The organism is Thermoflexibacter ruber (assembly GCF_900113045.1).
In the GTDB taxonomy this organism is placed as follows: Bacteria; Bacteroidota; Bacteroidia; order Cytophagales; family Thermoflexibacteraceae; genus Thermoflexibacter; species Thermoflexibacter ruber.
The window spans coordinates 1-19,277 of the sequence record NZ_FONY01000034.1; the positions used below are offsets into that span (position 1 = coordinate 1).

The 19,277-nt window shown below is 37.4% G+C and carries 15 protein-coding genes and 3 tRNA genes; 9 read left to right on the forward strand and 9 right to left on the reverse strand.

The window, feature by feature from the left end; all coding sequences use genetic code 11:
* The first annotated feature begins 229 nt into the window (after positions 1-229).
* Both BM141_RS16790 and BM141_RS16795 read left to right on the forward strand, forming a co-directional pair.
* Entirely contained in the window at positions 230-529 is a 300-nt protein-coding gene (locus BM141_RS16790) for a hypothetical protein (RefSeq protein ID WP_143090968.1), read from the forward strand.
* Positions 526-1,890: a PAS domain-containing protein gene (locus BM141_RS16795; protein WP_091548633.1), complete on the forward strand. Its 1,365-nt coding sequence runs from the start codon at positions 526-528 to the stop codon at positions 1,888-1,890. The genes BM141_RS16790 and BM141_RS16795 overlap by 4 nt, the downstream gene beginning before the upstream one ends.
* A 228-nt stretch (positions 1,891-2,118) precedes the next feature.
* Here the strand turns inward: BM141_RS16795 and BM141_RS16800 are convergent, their stop codons facing one another.
* Both BM141_RS16800 and guaB read right to left on the reverse strand, forming a co-directional pair.
* The gene (locus tag BM141_RS16800) at positions 2,119-4,140 is read right to left on the reverse strand and encodes a SpoIIE family protein phosphatase (protein ID WP_091548634.1); all 2,022 of its coding nucleotides are present in this window, start codon (positions 4,138-4,140) and stop codon (positions 2,119-2,121) included.
* A complete protein-coding gene (gene guaB, locus BM141_RS16805; protein WP_091548635.1) occupies positions 4,141-5,598 on the reverse strand; it encodes an IMP dehydrogenase in 1,458 nt (485 codons plus the stop codon). It lies immediately after the preceding gene.
* Positions 5,599-5,789: 191 nt separating this feature from the next.
* On the opposite strand from guaB, the gene BM141_RS16810 reads away from it, so the two are divergent.
* Positions 5,790-6,458 (forward strand): SGNH/GDSL hydrolase family protein, encoded by a 669-nt coding sequence (locus BM141_RS16810; protein ID WP_091548636.1) that lies wholly within the window; start codon positions 5,790-5,792, stop codon positions 6,456-6,458.
* A 38-nt stretch (positions 6,459-6,496) separates the two neighbouring features.
* Here BM141_RS16810 and BM141_RS16815 read toward each other — a convergent pair whose 3' ends face one another.
* The 4 genes from BM141_RS16815 to crtD all read right to left on the reverse strand — a co-directional run bounded on the left by BM141_RS16815 (position 6,497) and on the right by crtD (position 11,964).
* A complete protein-coding gene (locus BM141_RS16815; RefSeq protein ID WP_177217422.1) occupies positions 6,497-9,298 on the reverse strand; it encodes a glycosyl hydrolase in 2,802 nt (933 codons plus the stop codon).
* Positions 9,299-9,600: 302 nt separating this feature from the next.
* Positions 9,601-9,999, reverse strand: coding sequence for a PIN domain-containing protein (locus tag BM141_RS16825; protein ID WP_091548639.1), 399 nt, complete (start codon positions 9,997-9,999; stop codon positions 9,601-9,603).
* 63 nt (positions 10,000-10,062) lie between these two features.
* Entirely contained in the window at positions 10,063-10,266 is a 204-nt protein-coding gene (locus tag BM141_RS16830) for a hypothetical protein (RefSeq protein ID WP_091548640.1), read from the reverse strand.
* Between the two features lie 204 nt (positions 10,267-10,470).
* Positions 10,471-11,964: a 1-hydroxycarotenoid 3,4-desaturase CrtD gene (gene crtD, locus BM141_RS16835; RefSeq protein WP_091548641.1), complete on the reverse strand. Its 1,494-nt coding sequence runs from the start codon at positions 11,962-11,964 to the stop codon at positions 10,471-10,473.
* 461 nt (positions 11,965-12,425) lie between these two features.
* On the opposite strand from crtD, the gene BM141_RS23050 reads away from it, so the two are divergent.
* Complete coding sequence (locus BM141_RS23050; protein WP_177217423.1) at positions 12,426-12,587, forward strand: hypothetical protein; 162 nt, start codon at positions 12,426-12,428, stop codon at positions 12,585-12,587.
* A gap of 141 nt (positions 12,588-12,728) precedes the next feature.
* Here BM141_RS23050 and BM141_RS16840 read toward each other — a convergent pair whose 3' ends face one another.
* Positions 12,729-12,941, reverse strand: coding sequence for a hypothetical protein (locus tag BM141_RS16840; RefSeq protein ID WP_091548642.1), 213 nt, complete (start codon positions 12,939-12,941; stop codon positions 12,729-12,731).
* Complete coding sequence (locus BM141_RS16845) at positions 12,938-13,909, reverse strand: vWA domain-containing protein (RefSeq protein WP_091548643.1); 972 nt, start codon at positions 13,907-13,909, stop codon at positions 12,938-12,940. The genes BM141_RS16840 and BM141_RS16845 overlap by 4 nt, the downstream gene beginning before the upstream one ends.
* 235 nt (positions 13,910-14,144) lie before the next feature.
* Between BM141_RS16845 and BM141_RS16850 the strand changes: the two genes are divergently transcribed.
* The 4 genes from BM141_RS16850 to BM141_RS16865 all read left to right on the forward strand — a co-directional run bounded on the left by BM141_RS16850 (position 14,145) and on the right by BM141_RS16865 (position 16,098).
* A tRNA-Ser gene (locus tag BM141_RS16850) sits at positions 14,145-14,235 on the forward strand.
* Positions 14,236-14,251: 16 nt separating this feature from the next.
* Positions 14,252-14,326: transfer RNA gene (locus BM141_RS16855), tRNA-Pro, on the forward strand.
* 68 nt (positions 14,327-14,394) lie between these two features.
* Positions 14,395-14,468 (forward strand) — tRNA-Arg (locus tag BM141_RS16860).
* 172 nt (positions 14,469-14,640) lie between these two features.
* Positions 14,641-16,098 (forward strand): amidohydrolase, encoded by a 1,458-nt coding sequence (locus BM141_RS16865; RefSeq protein WP_091548644.1) that lies wholly within the window; start codon positions 14,641-14,643, stop codon positions 16,096-16,098.
* Between the two features lie 90 nt (positions 16,099-16,188).
* Here the strand turns inward: BM141_RS16865 and BM141_RS16870 are convergent, their stop codons facing one another.
* Complete coding sequence (locus BM141_RS16870; protein WP_091548645.1) at positions 16,189-17,583, reverse strand: HlyD family secretion protein; 1,395 nt, start codon at positions 17,581-17,583, stop codon at positions 16,189-16,191.
* Positions 17,584-17,884: 301 nt separating this feature from the next.
* Here BM141_RS16870 and BM141_RS16875 point away from each other — a divergent pair.
* Positions 17,885-19,277: 7TM-DISM domain-containing protein (locus BM141_RS16875; RefSeq protein WP_177217424.1), on the forward strand; the 1,393-nt coding region annotated here is incomplete at its 3' end.

A 19,277-nucleotide genomic window follows, 5' to 3' on the forward strand; every position in this document is an offset into this window, starting at 1 on the left:
TTCAAAGAAACTGCTTTACCATTGACATCATTTCAAAATATTAGTTTGGGCAAACCAAAATAAACTATCATACATGTGAAATCAACACCATATACCTAAATAATATAAAGAATAAAGTATGCAAAGGATATTTGAAAACTCAACACTAATATTAGACTATGACGAAGAGCAAAGCCTAATAATCCAACGATGGTTCGGAGAACTAACTGAGGAAGTATACAAAAAAAATATGAATATACTCGTAGAGTGGGTTATGAAACTTCCACCAGTGCATTTTAATATTGTTTATCCTAATTTAATGTTTACTATTACACCTGATTTACAAGAATGGACGGTTGAGAATGTATTTTTCCCTACCAAACATAAGGGTTTACAAAAAGCCGCATTTATAGTTCCGCAAGAAGTTTTTGACCAACTGATAGTAGAATTTTTATCTATTGAGCAGACCATGGAAGAGAATCAAAATCTATTTGAAACAAAGTATTTTACTTCAGAAAAAGAGGCTTATCTGTGGTTTAGTGAAGTATGATGACAGAAGATGACATAAAATCTTTGCTTCCTGAGTGCTTATTGCGTTCAGAAACCTACTACTTAGTCATTACTGACTTAGAAGGGCGATATGTTTTTGTCAATAATGCTTTCAAAGAAAGATTTTCATTTATTTGTGAAAATTTTGTCGGACAACCCTCACTTATCGCCATTTACCCCAAAGACCACCAAGTTTGTTTACAAGCCGTAGAACAATGTTTTGCGAACCCTGATAAAGTAGTAAAAGTCCATTTACGAACACCAGATACCAACCAACAAGACTTTTATTGGACAGAGTGGGAATTTTCACTTTTCAAAGACCAATACAAAAACCCAATTGGCATACTTTGCATAGGGCACGACATTACCGAAACCGAAAGAGCAAACAAACAAGCCAAAGAACTTGCTCAAAAAGTAGAAACTATTATAGAAGAAATAACAGACGGTTTTTATTTACTTGACCGTGATTGGAAATTTGTGAAAATCAATAAAGTATCCGAACAAATTTTAGGTATTACACGAGAGCAGTTATTAGGTCGGAAGATTTGGGACTTATTTCCTGATACCCCTGATTACAACTACTCTGCAGCCTATCGGAATGCAATAGCAGAAAATAAATCTATAACTTTTGAAGACTACCGCCCCGACCTTGATAAGTGGTTCAGTGCAGTTTGTTATCCATCAACAGAAGGTTTGACAGTGTTTTTTAGGGATATTACGCAAGAGAAGAAGTACATTGAAACTATAAAGCAACAAGAGTATATACTTAGGGCTATTTATCAAAGTACCTCAGAAGCAAGCACATTTATTGACAAAAACTTTATTATTCGCTACAATAACAAAGTAGCCCAAAGCATAACCCGACAAGTCTTTGGCAAAGAAGCCCAAATAGGGGACAGCTCTTTAGATTATGTTTTACCTGAATACCAAGCAGAGTTTAAAGACTTTTACACAAAAGCACTATCAGGACAAAATATTATAGTTGAACGAACAGACGGCATAAATTGGTGGCAATTAAGTATGTACCCTGTTTATGATGAACAGCAGCAAATTATAGGTATTGCTCATAATGTACAAAATATTACAGAACGTAAGAACAGAGAACTCAAAATATTGCAACAAAACGAAACTTTACGTGCTATTTCTTGGCAACAGTCTCACGAAGTTCGCAGACCTGTGGCTAATATCTTAGGACTTTGTGATTTGTTGAAAAACTACAAAAATGAAACCGAAGAGATGAAAAACAAGTATATTGAAAGCATACTATCTGCAACACAAGAACTTGACAAAATTATACACAAAATAGTATATCAAGCCAATGAAAGTGAGTATCTTGACAAGTGGCAAACCAACGCCTATTAAAGGCGACAGGTGATAGAGAATTTTGAACTTTGACAATAAGTGTACGAGTATAAAAATCAAGCAAAAAGTGGCAATGTGCTTGGGAAGCAGAAGCATCTACTCACTTGCAAGGGATAATTAAAACCATTAGAAAACAAGGGTTTAATCTATCTTAAACACTATTTTGATTCTACTATTAACAATAGAAAAACAATCTTCAGTTAAGCTATCTCTGAATAATTGCCCATATCAATAAAACCTCATCAGTAACACAGTACAGTCGTCTTTGAGGTAGGAGTCATTAGTGAACTGATAAATCTCTCTAACTAAGTTATTGGCGATGTGGTCTAAGTGGGCATACTGGTTGGTGATGAGAAAGGTTTTCAAGCGTTCATAGCCAAATTCTTCCCCTGTTTCATGTTTTTTGGCTTCTATAACGCCGTCAGTGTAAAGGAATAAGACATCACCTCTTTTGAAATACAAGGTTTCTATACTGATAAAGTTTTTATAGCTTTTATTGCGGATAATACCTAAGCCCAAGCCTTTGGATTGGAGATATTTAACTTCGTTATTATTGGCTTGGAGGTGCAAGGGAGGACAATGCCCAGCTCTTACATAGGTGATTTTGTTCAACTTAGTATCTATCACTATGTAAATCGCTGTAATAAACGCATTTTTTTCCAAACACCTTGATAGGGCTTCATTGGCATATTTTAAAAAAAGGTCAGGCGGCAAATCTAACTGCACCAAAGCATGAAAGATACCCTTCATCTGCGCCATATTAAAGGCGGCAACTGTGCCTTTTCCTGAAACATCACCAATAATTACAGCATATTTATTTTCCGCAATTTGGTGAAAATCATAAAAATCTCCCCCTACTTCCTCTGGAGAAAGAGAGGTTGCTAATAGCTCAATTTTGTCTGATTGGAAGGCAAGTTTGGACAGCAGTCGCTGCTGCACTTTTTTGGCAGTAAGCAACTCTGTCTTAAATCGCTCATTTTCTACCGTTTCAGAAATCAAGCGGAAGTTGTCTAAGGCAATGCTTGCTTGGGCGGCATACGTGCTAATCAAGTTAGTAACTACATTGTCAAAGGCGTTATTCTCTTTTTTGAGTAAAACCAAAGTAGCCAAGTGTTTATTATGAGAGGTCAGTGGTACAGCTAATATCGATTTGTACTCAAACTCCTCAGCCAATCCATTAAGCGAGTCGGGATTGAATTTTTTATAGTTTTGATGATTATACCCACTTTTATTGATGCTATCTATTATTTTTTTTGCCAAATTTTCCTCTATCTGGGAGCAGATAAGCCCTTTGTGGTCTGCTAATTCCAACCATGCGGCATCTGATTTGAGGTTTCTGATGGCTATTTCCAACATAGTATCATAGACCTGCTTGGCAGTTTTGCCCTCTATTAATTTATGAAAATCAGAAATTTCTGCAAATTTTTTCTCGAAAACTGAAGAAGTAGGCATATTGAAAAGTAAAACTAAGATAGAAAATACGCTATATACGCCTATAAAAAGAGTGATAGAGGCAAAAAAGACACTGTTAGAAAGGTCAACAGAAATATTACGAAGTTCAGGATATTCTTTTAAGAGATTGTAAAAATAAGCCAAAAATACTATCATGCCTATCAAGAGCATAAGACTGATAAATTTTTGTCTTAAAGATAAGAAAGCAATCCAACTCAAATTGATAGAGAGAATCAAGCTAAAGGCAAAAAATACTATCTCAATAATCTGGTTGAGCAGAGGAATAATGTATTGATTACTAAAAAAATGCAGTATCAGCGAAGTAAATAAGGCATACTCAAATATTCGCCAAAGAATCTTGACAAAGCGTGAGTTTTGGTACAAAATGAGTTTTTTCCACCTGATAAAAGCAATGATGAGAAAAATTATCATCAATCCCAACTCTATCAGATAAAGGAAATAGAGCCATAAGATAGTGGCACCTGTATTTGACTTGATAAGTCCACCCATGAACTGGGTGAGGATAAGGGAAAAAACCGTACAAACTAAACCTATAAAGAATACACTCCAAAGAATATTGTAAAATCCACTTCCCTCTTTCAACTCCTCTTTTTTCTCTATAAAAAGATAAATACTGACCACAAAAACATTGAGTAAGAGAGCTTTGATGAAAAGAGGGACATGAAGTTTGTAGTGGTAAATATCGAAAAAATGGTCTGCTAAGATGAGCAATGCTAAGATTGCCCAACTTATCACACCTGCGAATACATAGATTCTTTTTATATAGTTTTCATTCATTTACCGACTATAATTAGGGGCTTCTTGGGTAATGATTACATCGTGAGGGTGGCTTTCTTTGACCCCCGCAGAAGTAATTTTTACGAAAGTTGCCTTGCGAAGTGCCTCTATATTTTTCGCTCCGCAGTAGCCCATGCCTGCCCGCAAACCTCCTACCAATTGATATAAAACTTCTGCGACTTTGCCCTTGAAAGGTACTCTGCCTGAGATACCTTCTGGCACTAATTTTTTAATATCGTCCTCTGCATCTTGGAAGTAGCGGTCTTTTGAGCCTTCTTCCATTGCCTCTACCGACCCCATGCCTCTGTAAGACTTGAACTTACGCCCTTCGTACAAGATGACATCGCCCGGCGCCTCTTCTGTCCCTGCCAAAAGCGAACCTATCATAACCGTACTTCCGCCTGCTGCCAAAGCCTTCACCACATCGCCAGAAAAGCGAATACCTCCGTCAGCAATGACAGGTATATCAGTGCCTTTCAATGCCTTAGATGCTTCTATCACTGCATATAATTGGGGAACTCCTATGCCTGCGATTACCCTTGTCGTACAAATACTACCCGGTCCTACTCCTACTTTTACGGCATCTGCACCTGCATTTGCTAAGGCAATAGCCCCTTCTCCAGTAGCTACATTGCCCGCAATAATATCTAAATCAGGAAATTGGAGTTTTGCATTTTTTACTGCATCTAATACCCCCTTAGAGTGTCCATGTGCGGTATCTATACAAACTACATCTACTCCCGCCGCTTTTAACAAGGCTATTCGCTCTATCATATCGGGAGTTACACCTACCGCCGCCCCTACTCTCAGGCGACCAAACTTGTCTTTGCAAGCATTGGGTCGGTCTTTTTTATTCAAAATATCTCGGTAGGTAATCAGTCCTGTGAGTTTATTTTGCTTATTTACGATAGGCAATTTCTCTATTTTATGTTTTTGCAAAATTTCCTCTGCGTCGTGCAAATCTATGCCTTCCTGAGCAATGATAAGGTTCTCCTTGGTCATAATATCCCCCACCAAAGTTGTCATATCTTTTTGAAAGCGCAAATCTCTGTTGGTGATAATGCCCTCTAAAAATCCCTCCTTGTTCACAACAGGAATCCCCCCAATTTTAAAGTCCTTCATAATCCTAAATGCTTCTCTAATAGGTACATCAGGGGTAAGTGTAATAGGGTCAAGTATCATTCCGCTCTCTGAACGCTTTACTTTGCGAACTTGCTCTGCCTGCTGTTGGATAGGCATATTTTTATGAATAAACGCAATACCTCCCTCGCGAGCAATTGCCATAGCCATTTCATATTCTGAAACGGTGTCCATGGCTGCCGCTAAAAATGGGATATTGAGTTTGATATTGCGAGTAAGATACGTAGAAACGTCTGTTTCTCTTGGTAATACTTCCGAATATGCAGGAATTAACAGTACATCATCGTAAGTAAGTGCCTCTATAAATGTGTGGTTCATGGCAAATAATGGTTTTCTTATTTGCCAAGCAAAATTAGGGTGTTTTTTTTACATTAAAAAATATTATACGTAAAATGATATAAAAAGTTATGTTAAATAATTTTTAGCCATCAAAACAAATAAATTTATCAGATACAGTAAAAAGACGTAGCAAGAAAATATCTTTGTAGCATTATAATTAGTAGGGCTAAATGAAGTACGCATTAGTTTTATTACTCTTATTATTTGGTAATTGTATGGTAGAGCAAAAAAATGAAGGTAAGCAGTTCACTTACTTAGCGTTAGGAGATTCTTATACCATAGGGGAAAGCGTAAAAGAAGAAGAGCGCTACCCTGTGATGCTTGCCAAAGAACTTAATCAAGCAAAAATACCTATCAACAATCCTGACATTATTGCGCGTACAGGTTGGACTACTGATGAACTGCTCTCTGCTATTGAGAAAAAAAATCCACCTAATACCTATGATTTAGTTTCCTTATTGATTGGGGTAAACAATCAATACCGAGGATATAGCGTGGACACTTACCACAAAGAGTTTGAAATTTTACTAAAAATAGCGATTGAAAAAGCCCAAGGCAATAAAAATAGAGTTTTTGTGCTATCCATTCCTGACTACGGGGTTACTCCCTTTGCCCAAAATAGTGATACTGCTAAAATTGCTCACGAAATTGATATTTTCAATAACATCAATCGGGAAATTAGTCAGTTATATGGGGTAAAATATTTTGACATTACCCCTATTTCTCGTAAAGCAAAAGATAATGCCCAACTGATTGCAAAAGACGGTTTACACCCCTCTGGGCTAATGTACAAAGAATGGGTTACGCTGATTTTAAATGATGTAAGAGCCATGTTCTGAGGCTGTTTTTCCATTGCTCTTACATCACACAACTTAGTTTATTGCTTTGTTATTAACTTCACCGTACCTAACAATCCCGACTCAACCAAGCTAACCTCTGCCCAAGGTCGCATCCAAGCGTTTGGTCCTTTGATGATGTTGGATTTAGTGCGGCGATATGGCTCTGGCACTTTGGCATCACCTACCATTCTGTTATTCAATACATTGGCTACCTCTATGACTAAGTAGTTTTTCCCTACTTTTAGGTATGGCGTAATTTCGTAGCTATAAGGCACGAAGCACCTTTCGCCTAAGTGCTGCCCATTGAGCCACACATCTGCTATTTCCCTGACCCTGCCTAAGTCTAAAAAAATACGCTTCCCTTGTGGCATATCTTCATTAGTAAGCTCAAAGGTTTTATAGTAAGCGGCAATCCCTGAGAAATAGTGGATAGCAGTATCTTTGGCATTTGTCCAAGATACAAGGTCGGGAAAGATAGTGCGTGTAGGAACACCCCATCCGTGTGGGAAGCGCACTTCCCATTCTCCTTTGATTTCTTTGGTAGCAAGTATAGGGCTTTGCTTGTCGGTCAAGGGTGCTTTCTTTGGATTTTTTCTAAAAACTATGAAAAAAGATTCATAAGGCTGCACTTGCAAGCGGAAAGTGGTAGTATTAGCTTCTTTCTGCACATTGGCAAGTTCATAAAAGCTCCCGTCTGTGGGATTCCAAAGCTGTGGGGTCTTATCTGTGTTTCTGAAAGTTAGGTTTGCTTCGTAGGTAGCGTTTTTAGTATTTCTAATGAAGTAGATGTCATCATTAGCAGTTCGGCGGTGTATGTAGTCCAGCATAGCGGAGTCTAAGGAAGCAGTAAATTGGAAATCAGGTACTTTACCTCTTTCTGCTAATACTTCTCTCACCGTTTTTCCCCATATAATTTTCCCCTTGCCATATTTATTTTCTTTTACATTTACACTATCGCACCTGCCCCAAAGCCTTTCAGTAATCGCTTTTATTTCTTTTTCTTTCTGCTCATAATTGCTTAGCGTATAGGTCTTTGTAGGCTTTCTACCAATGATAGTTGCTCCGTCAAAAACCATTTTTTCCAATTTTTTCAAAACGTCTAAGTTTACTTCGTCCTCATCGGGCAGGACTAAGACCTCGTAAAACTGCCCATAAGGTAGGAATATTTTTCCTTCTTTGACGCTCATGAACTTTAAAATCGCCTCGGAATTGACCACATCATAGTCGTATCCCCTGCCTAAGGAAGGGTGGACATATTTGGGTTTGACAAAGTTCGGGGCTTGGTCGCCGTAGTAAAAAGCTACATCACCGACAAAATTCCCTTGTTGCAAAAGGTAGCTACACCTTGCGAGGTACTCATGGAAAGACTTGGATTTTTCCCACCAAGAGTTATTGACATGAATCAGTGTACCAAAGTTATACACCCAACCGGGATTGCCCGCTTCGGCAGGAGTATGCGGAAAAGTGTGATATACAATGCGGTTCAGTCCTTCGCAAAAAGCCCTGTCTGCCAAAGGCTTAAGTTCTTGAGGTCCTTCCTGCCACAGCCAAACGCTTGTAAAAGACTCGGCTTCTACGTATTTTTGGTTGTATAAGTGTGCCGCACTCGATATGCCCTTGATGATTTGTAAAAGCTCGAGTTGTGGGTGTTTGTTCCAAAATTCTCCTCTCGGGAAACTCAACGAACCTAAGGCTTTCAAATCTTCAAAAGGTACGTTGTGAATGGGCTGCCCCGGTCCGCCTGCTTCGGCAGAAAATTGCAGTCCATATTTTTTACAAATTTCTACGCATTTGGCATAGTGGTTTTCAATGATTAAATCAGAAAGTAGTTTTCTGTAATCAAAAGAAAAACGGCGACTAATGTCTTGGTTTTCTACCACTTTTCCATCTAAAACAGGTAGATAGGGAATCATGCTATACCCCCAACGCTTCTCAAACTCGCTCACAATCTTGGGTGTCCAAATCGCAGAACTTGCTTCGTAACTATCTGTATATAAATATTGTAAAGAACGATTTTTCAAACTCCCTAATTCTTTTTGCAGCCTTTCAATGATATACATAAGGTGAGCCTCGGTAGCTTCTGCGCTGAAGTGGTCTATCATTCTGCCTCTGGAGTTAGGACTCGGCACCTTGAGAGGCTGCCCTGTGGGGGCGCAAACGTAGCGAACTACGAGCCAATCTCCTTGCGGAGCGTCCCACGAAAGTTCACCTTTATCGTTCATTTTATCAGAGATGTTAATTATCTCATTATTTTTTAATGACTTCTGGTCGGAAGGCATAGCCAACACTGCCACTTCTTTGTAAAAAGTAGGCAAGCCATTGGCATCTTTTTCTATAATAGGTGTATCTCGTCCCAGTTTTTCAGGTAGTGTAGGGAAAGCCAATTTTTCTGTAATTTTCTGCCCTCCTTTTATCTTTATTTCTGTCTTAAAAAGTCCCATGACTCCGTGTTCAGGTTTTACCCAATCGCCTCCTGCATTCCAACTGCTGGCGGTAATTAAGCCCAATCGCAAACCCAAACGTTCTCCTTCTCTAACTGCATGAGCAATTCCCTGAACAGATTCTTCACTCATGAATGGCGCACCTGCGGGAATCACTTTTTTCTCATCTACCAGTACCCCTACGTCCCAAATATCAAAGCCTCCCATGCCTTTTGCCTTGGCTTGTTCCATTTCATAAGTAATTTGTGAAAGAGAAAAATTGCCATTTGTCCAGTCCCAAAGAGCCATAGGGCGAGCCTCCATAGGTGGATTTTTGAAGCCTTCCAAGAGTTCATCTTTAGGGGTAGTATTAGACCATAGAAGCAAGGGTAAAAAGCAAAGTAGTGCTATCTTTTTCATTTTCATAGTATTTTAATTGTTTATGAATTTTTGCAAGATAGAAAGTAAAGCAATAAATTTCTAATCAAAATCTTAACATTCTTTTCCCTATTTCCTTTGCTACTTTGCAGTTTTATATCTTTGAGAGTGCAGATTTTTTGCAGTAAATCAATGACTTGCGCTTTGCATTCAGTCAGTTGATTTCCTAATTTATATTCATGTACATTTTGTGTGAGAGTGTACAATAAAACATCAAAGTTTACATTTTATGATTCTAACTCAGTTCTTAGCAACATCACTTCCTCTTTGCTTATTGCTTTATTTTAGCCTTTGGCTCTAATGCTTTTTAGGAGTTTTTTATCGCCTGTCCACAGTTTGGCATCAAGTAAATCTGCAAGTGCTACAAAAGCAATATCATCTATATCTATGTCTCTTACAATAGGTAAAGCATTTTGCCAATATTCAAAGGGGATAATTTCTTCAGAAATAAAAGTAATTTTGGCAAAAATAGTTTGGCAGAGTATTGCCAATTCACTTTCTGTAAAACCTGAAATTTTCAATATTTTAGCTTGATGTTCCCTAATTTCTTCTTTTAACAGTGAACAAGAATAAAACTCAAATACATTATCAGAGTTCAATACTAAATCTCCTATTGTACTTGATGTGTTGAGCAAAGCAATAAAAATCACATTAGTATCTATCACTATTTTTTGCTTTTCCATTATTATTTTTTCACAAAAACACTTGGTAATAATCTTGAGCAACAGTGTGAGAGAAGGAGAATCTTATGGAAGGAGTTTGTCTTTGTTTTTTTCCCACCAATTTTTGTTAATTTGTGATGCTAACTCATCTACCTGCTCCTGTGTAGCTTTACTTTTTGATACAAGCTCTCTAAACTTCAAAAAATCTATCAACCTTTGGAGTCCTTCTACCTCTACTCCAGAAGGGATACGAATAATAATTTCTGTGGGTGTTTGTTGTATCAACATAGTTATTTTGGTTCTTTTTAATTTAAAACTACTTACAAATAAAAGAAATTCAAAAAATTTTAATTTCTTTTACTCTAACTACTTATCGTTAAACTCTCTCTCTCTATATATATTTCCTTTGCCACTTTGCAGTTTTATATCTTTGAGAGTTCAGATTTTTCGCAGTAAATCAATGACTTGGGCTTTGCATTCAGCAAATATTACTTATTTTTGCAAAACTTCTAATCTCTTTTTTACCAAATCCCCTACAATTTTTGCCGAACTCAATGCCAGAGGGATACCTCCTCCAGGATGCACACTCCCTCCACAAAAAAATAAGTTAGTAATGGTAGGAGAAAAGTTAGCATGACGGAGAAAAGCGGCATATCGATTATTGCTACTATTGCCATACAGCGCACCTTGCGAAGAGGAAGTCTTTGCTTCTATACTTCTCGGGTCTAAGATTTGTTCTACCTCTATATGCCTTGCTAAATCAACTTTAAGCATGCGGCTTAGCTTCTTAACGATATTTTCTCTGGATTGGGCAATGAGCATATCCCAGTCCTGTCCTGAATTATTGGGTACGTTTATCATCGTAAACCAATTTTCACAGCGAGGGGGGGCATCATCTCTCTTATGCTTAGAAGTGATATTGATATATACAGTAGGGTCGTTATAGATAGTTTTTTTCTTAAAAATATGCTCAAACTCTTGTTGATAGTTTTGGCTAAAAAAGATGTTGTGCAAGGCTAATTCGTCAAATTCACGATTGATACCCCAGTAGAAAATCAATGCTGAACTTGACTTAGGCTGATTCAGAATTTTAGTAGGTTGTGGTTCAGAAGGTAATAATTTTTGGTATGTATTCACAATGTCCATATTACTCACTACCATATCAAAGTCATATTTTTCACCATTGACAAGCAGTCCTTCCACCTTTTTCCTACTGTGATTTTCCTTGACTATAATCTGCTCTACCTTAGCATTTAAAGTAAAATCTACTCCTAAGTCTTTTGCCAAACGAGCTAAACTGGAAGTAATAGAAAACATACCTTTTTTAGGGAAAAATGCACCAATACCAAATTCCAAATGAGGAATGATGTTGAGTGTCGCAGGTGTTTGCCAAGGGTCAGAACCGTTGTAAGTAGCGTACCTATTGAAAAGTTGGACGATTTTAGGGCTCTTAAAAAGACTTTGATTAGCTTGGTTCATAGTACGAAAAGCATCTAATTTGTACGCATTTAGGATACACCAAAGCGTTTCTCTGTTGAGGAAACTGTCTATGGTATGCAAAGAACGTCTTAGGAAAATTTCCCCAGTCAGTTCATACTTTTCTTTGCTTTTCTTCAGAAAAGTAAGCACAATTTCTTTTTTCTCTCCCGTCTTTTCTTCTACTTCCTGAGCAAATCTTCTTGTATCAGCATAAGCGTATATTTTTGTTCCGTCTTCATAAAAGTAATTAGTGATGACATCAAGTGTTTCATAATCAAAGTAATCCTTAGGATTTCTACCAGCTACTTCAAACAATTCCTCAACAAAATGAGGCATAGTAAACAAAGAAGGACCTGCATCAAAGCGGTATCCCTGCACTTCAAACTCTGATAACTTGCCCCCTAAATAAGAATTTGCTTCAAAAATACTCACTTCTAAGCCCAAGGTGCGTAAGCGAATAGCCGTAGCAATGCCTGCTATGCCAGCCCCTATGATTCCTACTTTCATTGGAAAAATTTATAATATGTTTTATGAAATAAAAAAGATTTTTAACATAAAAGTTTAAAAAAACTTATAATAATTCAATAAATTCTTCGTTTTATGCAAGATTACGTAAATAATGAACAAGAATTATTGCTATGCAATGAACTAAGAAAAAGTATTTAATACATAGAAAATAAAAAATTAATATTGTTTTTTACTTTTCTTACTTTTTTATGTTTGCTTGATAAAAGAAATAATGTAGCTTATACTTGTACTAAATCGAGATTTTTTTAGACTAAATTTATATATTCATTATTTTCACTAAATATATGCCTAAAAACTTACGTATGAAATGTATGAAAAAACAACGCTAAGCATGGTATTTATTTTTTACTTAACTTTGTATCAATTTAAAACATAGTAACATCAACAAGACTTTTACCAAATCAAATATTTTTTTTCTAATAATTAAATCTTTTAGAAATATGTTAGCTTTTATCATCTTACTAATTGCAGGTTTTACATTTTCTTCTTTTATGTACGGCTATTTTGCAAAGAGTGCAATCATCGAACCAACCGAGAAAGAAGCAGAAGCAGTTATTATTGGCAAGAGTACAAACTCAACGCCCACAGCTAAGGCGGCATAGGTTATTTATTTGTCGATATTTTAGTATTTTTGTAAATGTAATTTAACACTTTTACACATGAGAGTTTTTTATTTTATGATTACATAGAAACCCTTTTAAGCAGTAATGATTAAAGGGGTTTATTGTTTAGTGACTTTCTATCTATCCTCCACATCCTATCAACTTGTTAAAATTTCCTTTAGTATTTTGCATAAAAAGTTCAAAGCCATTCACCTGTTCTGCCTCCTCCTCGTCATTTGACTCATCATTATTACCTGAATCCAAATCCTTTTCAAGAGTTTGCTGACAAACAGCATCAGTGATGTCTTTTTGCAGGCGATTTGTTAATGAAGTATCTTCTTTCGTTGGTGTCATACTCTCACTGTTTTCACTGTAACAAAAATATCCAATAATATAAGTATCAAAGCAGGCAATAGAAAAATATAAAACTTATTTGCTTTTACGTCCATTTTTCGTTTGTCGCGCAGTTGTCCTTCTAATTTCTTTACTGTATCAATTAGCTGAGCAACATTGTTTTTTTTATCACTTATTTCAAAATATTTTCCTTGTGTTTTCTCGGCAATTTCTTGTAAAGGTGCGCGATTGAGCGTAGTAATTACTTCTCTTCCAGACTCATCTCGCTTGACACTACGCTCTCGGAATGGAATAGTGCTTCCTGTTTCCGTGCCTACTCCAAGAGTAAAAACTTTAATACCTCTATTCTCCAAATCGCTCAGTACGTCTTGGGTTTCCTCACCAAAATCCTCTCCATCACTGATTAAAATAATCACTTTGGCTTGGTCTTTCACGTTGTCTTCGCTATCTTCTGTAAATTTTTTGTAGGCGATTTGTAAAGGAGGGGCAAAATCAGTACCCGTGTTAGGCACTAAACCTGTGTTAAGCGTTTCTATAAACAAATTTAAAGCACTTTGGTCAAAAGTAAGAGGACATTGCACAAACGCTTCTGAGGAGAAAATAATCAATCCTACTCTATCAGAAGAAAAATTAGAAACAATGTTCTTTAATTCAAATTTTACTTTGTCTAAGCGAGAGGGCTGAACATCGGTGGCGTTCATAGATAGAGAAAGGTCGACTGCGATGTAAATGTCTTTGCCTTTACTTTCTACCTCTTTGCTCACCTCGCCGAAGGAAGGTCCCAAGATTGCCAAGATAATTAAAGAAAAATATATGATTCGTAAAAAGAACTTGATAAATACACCTCTGGCACTTGTCTTGAGCATGGAGGCGATGCGGTGTATTTTACCGAGATATAGAATATACAAAAAGACAAATACACCTATTAAAATCAGTTCTATTCTACCTAATTCATTAAACCAAGTCATTTTAGCGGTTTGAGATTAATAATGTAACTACTTCCAATGTTATTATTTTGCCATACAAAATTATAAAATTTACCTAAGTAAAAAATAAATACAGAGAGCATAAAACGATAGTATATTGATAATTAAGGTTTTAAAAAACTAATAATAAAAAAAATAACACTTTTTAAGAGAAAAAATTAAAAAACACTTGGAATATTAAATTTTAAGCAGTACCTTTGCAACGCTTTTCAAGAAAGGAGAGGTGCCTGAGAGGCCGAAAGGAGCGGTTTGCTAAACCGTCGTACGAGCTAAAACTTGTACCGCGGGTTCGAATCCCGCCCTCTCCGCTAAAAGAGAAGCCATCGGGGTGTAGCGTAGCCCGGTTATCGCGCCTGCTTTGGGAGCAGGAGGTCGCAAGTTCGAATCTTGCCACCCCGACATGCTAAGCAAATACTAATAATCAGTTTTTACCGTGATTGTTAGTATTTTTTTTCTAAGGAATATTTGTTCTCGTAGCTCAGCTGGATAGAGCAACTGCCTTCTAAGCAGTAGGTCGCAGGTTCGAATCCTGCCGGGAACACATAAGAATATAGCAAAGAGAAGTATTTGAACTATTCAAGTACTTCTCTTTTTTTGTCCATAAATTGGGTACAGATTTTGTCGAATTAATCAGCTAATTTGTTGAAAATGCCAATGAGATACCGTAATTTCCAACGTAAATAATTCTATTTTCATTAAAACCATACCGATTTATGGAAAAAAAAATGCTTCTTATGCTCTTATTGGCATTGGACTTCCACTTTGGGCAATCACAAGAAAAAAAATTTAAAAGTAGTTTAGACAAAGACAAGCAGTTTGTTAGCAACATGATAGATAAAAAGTACTATGCAAACTGCCAGACCGCTCGTGCTATTTGGAACTGGGCGGAGTTAGGGTATCAAGAAACGAAAAGTTCTGCACTTTTACAGGAAAGTCTTAAAAATGAGGGATTTAGCGTAGAAACAGGCTTAGCTGATATTCCTACGTCTTTTGTAGCTACTTATGGAAGTGGTAGCCCTGTGATAGGGATTTTGGCAGAATTTGATGCCTTACCCGGACTTTCACAGGACTCCGTACCTATGCAAAAACCACTTGTTAATGGTGGGAGTGGACATGGCTGTGGTCATAATCTTTTTGGCACAGCCTCAATTTCTGCGGCTATCGCTTTAAAATATTGGTTATCGCAGTCTAAGAAAGGAGGAACAATCAAGGTATATGGCACACCCGCAGAGGAAGGCGGGGGCGGGAAAGTGTATATGGTACGTGCAGGCTTATTCAGCGGTACAGATGTAGTGCTACACTGGCACCCTTCTAGTGCGAATAACGCAAGTCCAGAGAGTTGTTTAGCTGTTATGAGTGGTATCTTTCGCTTTTATGGCATCAGTACTCATGCCGCAGCAGCCCCAGAAAAAGGGCGTTCTGCTTTGGACGGGGTAGAGGCTATGAACTATATGGTCAATCTCATGCGCGAACACGTACCTCAAGAAAGCCGTATCCATTACGTGATTACCAAAGGTGGACTCGCCTCTAACGTAGTTCCAGATTATGCTGAAGTAGAATATACTGTTAGGCATCCTGATGTAAAAACTACCATAGAGCTTTGGGAAAGGGTAGTCAAAGCAGCAGAGGGAGCTACCATTGGCACCGGAACGACCATGAAATACGAGGTTTCTTCTGGCTTATACAACCTTTTAGCGAATGAAACACTTGCCAAATTGATGCACGCTAACTTAGAAAAAGTAGGAGGCATCAACTATGCTCCAGAAGAGCAGGTTTTTGCAGAAGAAATACAAAAAACTCTCAAAAATCCGCCCCCCATTCACTCAGTACAGAAAATTATGCCCTATCAGATGGGATATTTCCCTGCTTCCACAGATGTAGGCGATGTCAGTTGGGTCGTGCCAACCGTAGGTTTAGGGATAGCTACTTGGGTAGCGGGAACTTCCGCTCACAGCTGGCAAGCAGTAGCTACCAATGGCATGAGCATAGGATTCAAAGGTATGCAAAATGCAGCAAAGACCTTAGCTATGACGGCAATCGATATACTCAGCAATCCTGCCATAGTGGAGCAAGCCAAAGCAGAAATGAACAAGGCAAGAGGGGCAGATTTTAAATACAAAAGTTTGATAGGAGATAGAAAACCTCCCTTAGATTACAGAAAAGGAAGATAGAATCAACCTCCAAGAGCATTAATCTCACATAAAAGCCGTTAGCACATTTTATAGATATGCTAACGGCTTTACACCCGATGATTCTTTTAACTAATCAACCTCCTCATCAGTTTTGCTATCTTTTGACTTTTTATCTTTCGAGCCATAAATTAGGTCATCAGGCTGGTCTTTCAGACTTGGAGGGAAGCCATTGAGTTGTCGCCAAATCTCAAACCAGATAGGCACATCGTCAAGCATAGCCCAGCCAAGCACTCCTGAACCTTGTCGGAGTTGGACTGGCCAAGGATCATCCTCTGGGTCTGGACTGACTAAAATCCTGTATTTCCCTGCTTTGCTATCTACCGCATCTATGACTTCTATCCGTCCCCCAAAAGTACCTACAGACACGCTGGGCCACCCAGAAAACTGCAAGGCAGGCCAGCCCTCAAACTGCAAGCGTACCTTGCGACCTATAGAAAGCAAAGGTACGTCCATAGGTTTTACGTACAGAGCCACTGCTGTATAGGGATTGTCAGGCATAATCGTTGCTACTGCCTCTCCCTCTTTGATAGTTTCACCAATACCTGCTTTCAAAGCACGTACTACATACGCATCTTGTGGAGAAATCAGGTAATACTGCTCATTTCTAATCTTCATATTGGAATACTCCAAAGTCAGTTTGGCAAGTTCTCCCTCTCCCTCGGCTAAGAAACTTCTTGCAGAACTGAGGTCAGATTGGGCTTTGGCAATTTTGTCTGCATACTCCGCTTGCAATGAGTTTAGTTCTATACGTGCATTTAATATTTCATTTCTTGCCGTTAGGACTTTATTCAATAAAGAAATAACTTTGGCATTGGTTTCCTGTACTTTGAGGCGACGAGACTCTAAGGTAGTCAAAGGAATTAAACCTTTTTTGTACATTTCCTCAGCCCTAACTAATTGGTCTTCGGCGATTTTCAAATTAATTTTTTCTGCCTCCCAGTCAGTGCTGTCGCTAATAAGTTTGAATTGGTTTTGTTGGAGCTTGTTTCTGGCTTTCGAGAGGCTCAGTTCCAAGCCGCTTTCCAAAGCTAAAATTTGATTGGATAGTGCGGAAATTTTTGCCTTATACGCCGTAATACCATTCTCTTTCGCCTCCATTTGCTCTTTTAAACGTAAAAGTAAGTTGGGGTCAAAAAACTTTTCCTTGACTTCTGCTAATTGAAGAATAGTATCTCCTTTGCGAACAAACTGTCCTTCCATTACTCTCCACTGAATAATCCTACCTGCAATCGCAGACTCTACTGTTTGTGGTCGGTCTTGGGGACGAAGCGCAGTAACTTCGCCGTCTGCTCTAATATTTTGTTGCCAAGGCAAAAATAAAACGATAAAAAATACCAAAGACAAGCCCATAAGCCAATAAGCCAGCACTTTGGCAGCTTTGGGCGTTTGCAATACTATGGTTGAGCTTAGTTTTTCCTTATACAATTTGTCGTCGACTCTATTTTTTGGTGAGATGCCTAACATAAGTAGCTTTTTTTGTTATAATTTTGTTTTAAAAACAAAAATAAGGGGACTTAGGTTTTTGTTCAAGTAAAATCTATGCAAAATTGTATTTCTTTAACAAATTATATCTTACTCTTCAGAAGTTAGCGTCAAAAAAGTAAAACAGAAATAATCAATATTATTTATAATTTTTTTGTAGAAGCATACTTTTTAAAAGTTTTTGGTTAAATCTTTGTGCAATCGTTTCTTAATTGGAGAGAAAACATTGCCCCTGTTACTTAATTAACTTAGTTTGAATGATAGTAAACAAACAACATATTTCTTGGTTAAATATCTCATAATTATACTTTTTCTCTACAGCATTTCATTCAATCAGAAGGTTTTTGCTCAAACAAAAATTGCTGAAATCAAATATGCTGTACTCAATCTTAATGACTATCCTATTGACAAAGAGGTTATTTCCTTAGATGGGGAATGGGAGTTCTATTGGCAGAAGTTTCTTTTGTCTTCAGATTTTGATACAATCCAGCAAAAGCATTTTACTGAAATTCCAAGCAGGTGGAGAGGTACAAATTGGTTCGGAACGGTATTAGGAGGTCAAGGTTATGCCTCTTACAGGCTAAGAATAATGACTAATTCTCATATTAATAAGCACTTAGCCCTACGAGTTACCTCGGTGAGTAGTGCATACGCTCTTTTTGTAAATGACAAACTTATAGGGGTAAATGGTCAAGTAGGGACTTCGTTAGAAACTTCAAAGCCACAGTATCGCGCTCAAATCTATGATTTTGAAGTAAATAAAGATACACTTGAGTTAATTTTTCATATTGCTAATTTTCATTACCGCTCTGGAGGTCTTTGGGAGTCAGTAGAATTAGGTTCTCGGCAAAAGCTACAAGAAAGAAGAGAATCCTCGCTTTTTCTTGATTTAGCATTAGTAGGTGGTATTTTTATTATGGGAATGTATCACTTTGGCATTTATATCCAACGCAAAGAGGACAAGTCTAATTTGTATTTTTCTATTCTTTGCTTCACTGTAGTTTTGAGGATTGTCAGTATAGGAGAGCGACTGCTTACTTATTATTTGCCTGATTTTGACTGGGAATTACTTATAAAAGTCGAGTTTATCTCAGCTATGACCGCTCTGATTGCTCTTACCTATTTCTTTCATTGGCTTTTCCCCAAAGAAAGTCCTAAATGGTTAGCAAGATTGATTTTAACAGTAGAAAGTATTTTTATTCTCCTTTTTCTGTTTTTTCCCGCAAGGATTAGTTCCTACTCCGTAACCTATCATAATTATTTTACTTTTGCTATTTTATTTGCTAATCTGATAGTTACTGTGCTTGCGGTGATTCGTAAAAGAGAGGACTCTTTGACGTTGGTTTTAGGATTTTTCTTAGGAGGAGTTTTTGTAGTCAATGACATTCTGCATAATATGGAAATAGTCAATACGGGTAATACCGTACCTATAGGCATGTTCATTTTCTTTTTTTCGCAAGCAGTTTTGTTATCAAACCGTTCTTCTAAGGCATTTAAGAAAGTAATAAGACTTTCAAATGAATTAGAAGAAAGCAATAAAAATCTTGAACTCAAAGTGCAAGAGCGAACTACAGAACTCAAGGAAGCCAATGAAGAACTTAAGCAGACTGTAGAAGAACTCAACTCCACCTTAGAGCTTGCCAAGCACCAGAAAATAGAAATAGAAATACAAAATA

Coding starts and splice junctions, on each gene's coding strand:
- BM141_RS16790 (WP_143090968.1), top strand. CDS start 230: ATGAATATACTCGTAGAGTGGGTTATGAAACTTCCACCAGTGCATTTT.
- BM141_RS16795 (WP_091548633.1), top strand. CDS start 526: ATGATGACAGAAGATGACATAAAATCTTTGCTTCCTGAGTGCTTATTG.
- BM141_RS16800 (WP_091548634.1), bottom strand. CDS start 4,140: ATGAATGAAAACTATATAAAAAGAATCTATGTATTCGCAGGTGTGATA.
- guaB (WP_091548635.1), bottom strand. CDS start 5,598: ATGAACCACACATTTATAGAGGCACTTACTTACGATGATGTACTGTTA.
- BM141_RS16810 (WP_091548636.1), top strand. CDS start 5,790: ATGAAGTACGCATTAGTTTTATTACTCTTATTATTTGGTAATTGTATG.
- BM141_RS16815 (WP_177217422.1), bottom strand. CDS start 9,298: ATGAAAAAGATAGCACTACTTTGCTTTTTACCCTTGCTTCTATGGTCT.
- BM141_RS16825 (WP_091548639.1), bottom strand. CDS start 9,999: ATGGAAAAGCAAAAAATAGTGATAGATACTAATGTGATTTTTATTGCT.
- BM141_RS16830 (WP_091548640.1), bottom strand. CDS start 10,266: ATGTTGATACAACAAACACCCACAGAAATTATTATTCGTATCCCTTCT.
- crtD (WP_091548641.1), bottom strand. CDS start 11,964: ATGAAAGTAGGAATCATAGGGGCTGGCATAGCAGGCATTGCTACGGCT.
- BM141_RS23050 (WP_177217423.1), top strand. CDS start 12,426: ATGTTAGCTTTTATCATCTTACTAATTGCAGGTTTTACATTTTCTTCT.
- BM141_RS16840 (WP_091548642.1), bottom strand. CDS start 12,941: ATGACACCAACGAAAGAAGATACTTCATTAACAAATCGCCTGCAAAAA.
- BM141_RS16845 (WP_091548643.1), bottom strand. CDS start 13,909: ATGACTTGGTTTAATGAATTAGGTAGAATAGAACTGATTTTAATAGGT.
- BM141_RS16865 (WP_091548644.1), top strand. CDS start 14,641: ATGGAAAAAAAAATGCTTCTTATGCTCTTATTGGCATTGGACTTCCAC.
- BM141_RS16870 (WP_091548645.1), bottom strand. CDS start 17,583: ATGTTAGGCATCTCACCAAAAAATAGAGTCGACGACAAATTGTATAAG.